1 protein-coding gene is annotated in these 779 nt (G+C 69.4%); it reads right to left on the reverse strand.

Annotated elements, in window-relative coordinates:
- The coding region (locus J4F42_22235; GenBank protein MCE2488242.1) for a hypothetical protein at window positions 1–779 on the reverse strand (779 nt) is incomplete at both ends.

The following is a 779-nucleotide window of genomic DNA, read 5'->3' on the forward strand; positions in this document are numbered from 1 at the left end:
CTGGCCATAGGTGTCGTCCCCCCAACACGCGACGCTGGCGTCGGTCTTCAGCCCACAGGTGTGCAGCCCGCCCGCACTCACCGCCGCAAAGGTGCTGCCCGCCGGCGGGTTCGCCCGCCCACTGCCAGTCGCCCCCCAGCACGCGACTGTCCCATTCGTCTTCAGCCCACAGGTGTGCCACCGCCCCGCACTTATCTCGACAAAGGTGCCGCCCGCCGGGGGGCTGGTCTGGCCCACGGTGTTGTCCCCCCAGCAGTCTACTGTCCCATCCGTCTTGAGTCCGCAGCTGTGCTCGTACCCCGCACTCACCGTGCTGAAGGGACCGGTGCGGGGGCCGGTCGGGGCTTGGCCATCGGCGTTATTCCCCCAGCACACCACGGTCTCGTCGGTCCGCAGCCCGCAGGTGTGGGCATAGCCCGCACTGACCGCCACAAAGGTCCCGGACGGCGGGCTGGCTTGGCCCTGGGTGTCAGCGCCCCAGCAGGCCAGGGTGTCATCGCTCTGCAGCCCGCAGCTGTGGGCGCCGCCTGCACTCACTGCGAGAAAGCTGCCGGTGGGTGTGTTCGTGACTTGGTTATCGGCGTCAGCGCCCCAACACGCCACGCTGGCGTCGGTCTTCAGCCCGCAGCTGTGCGCCCCGCCTGCACTGACGGCCACAAAGCTGCCGGTGGGCGGACTGGCTTGGTCGTGGTGGTCGACGCCCCAACAGGCCAGGGTATCGTCGCTCTTTACTCCGCAGCTGTGCGCCCCGCCTGCACTGACGGCCACAAAGCTGCCGG

The sequence above is a fragment of the Desulfurellaceae bacterium genome (assembly GCA_021296095.1).
In the GTDB taxonomy this organism is placed as follows: domain Bacteria; phylum Desulfobacterota; class Binatia; order Bin18; family Bin18; genus JAAXHF01.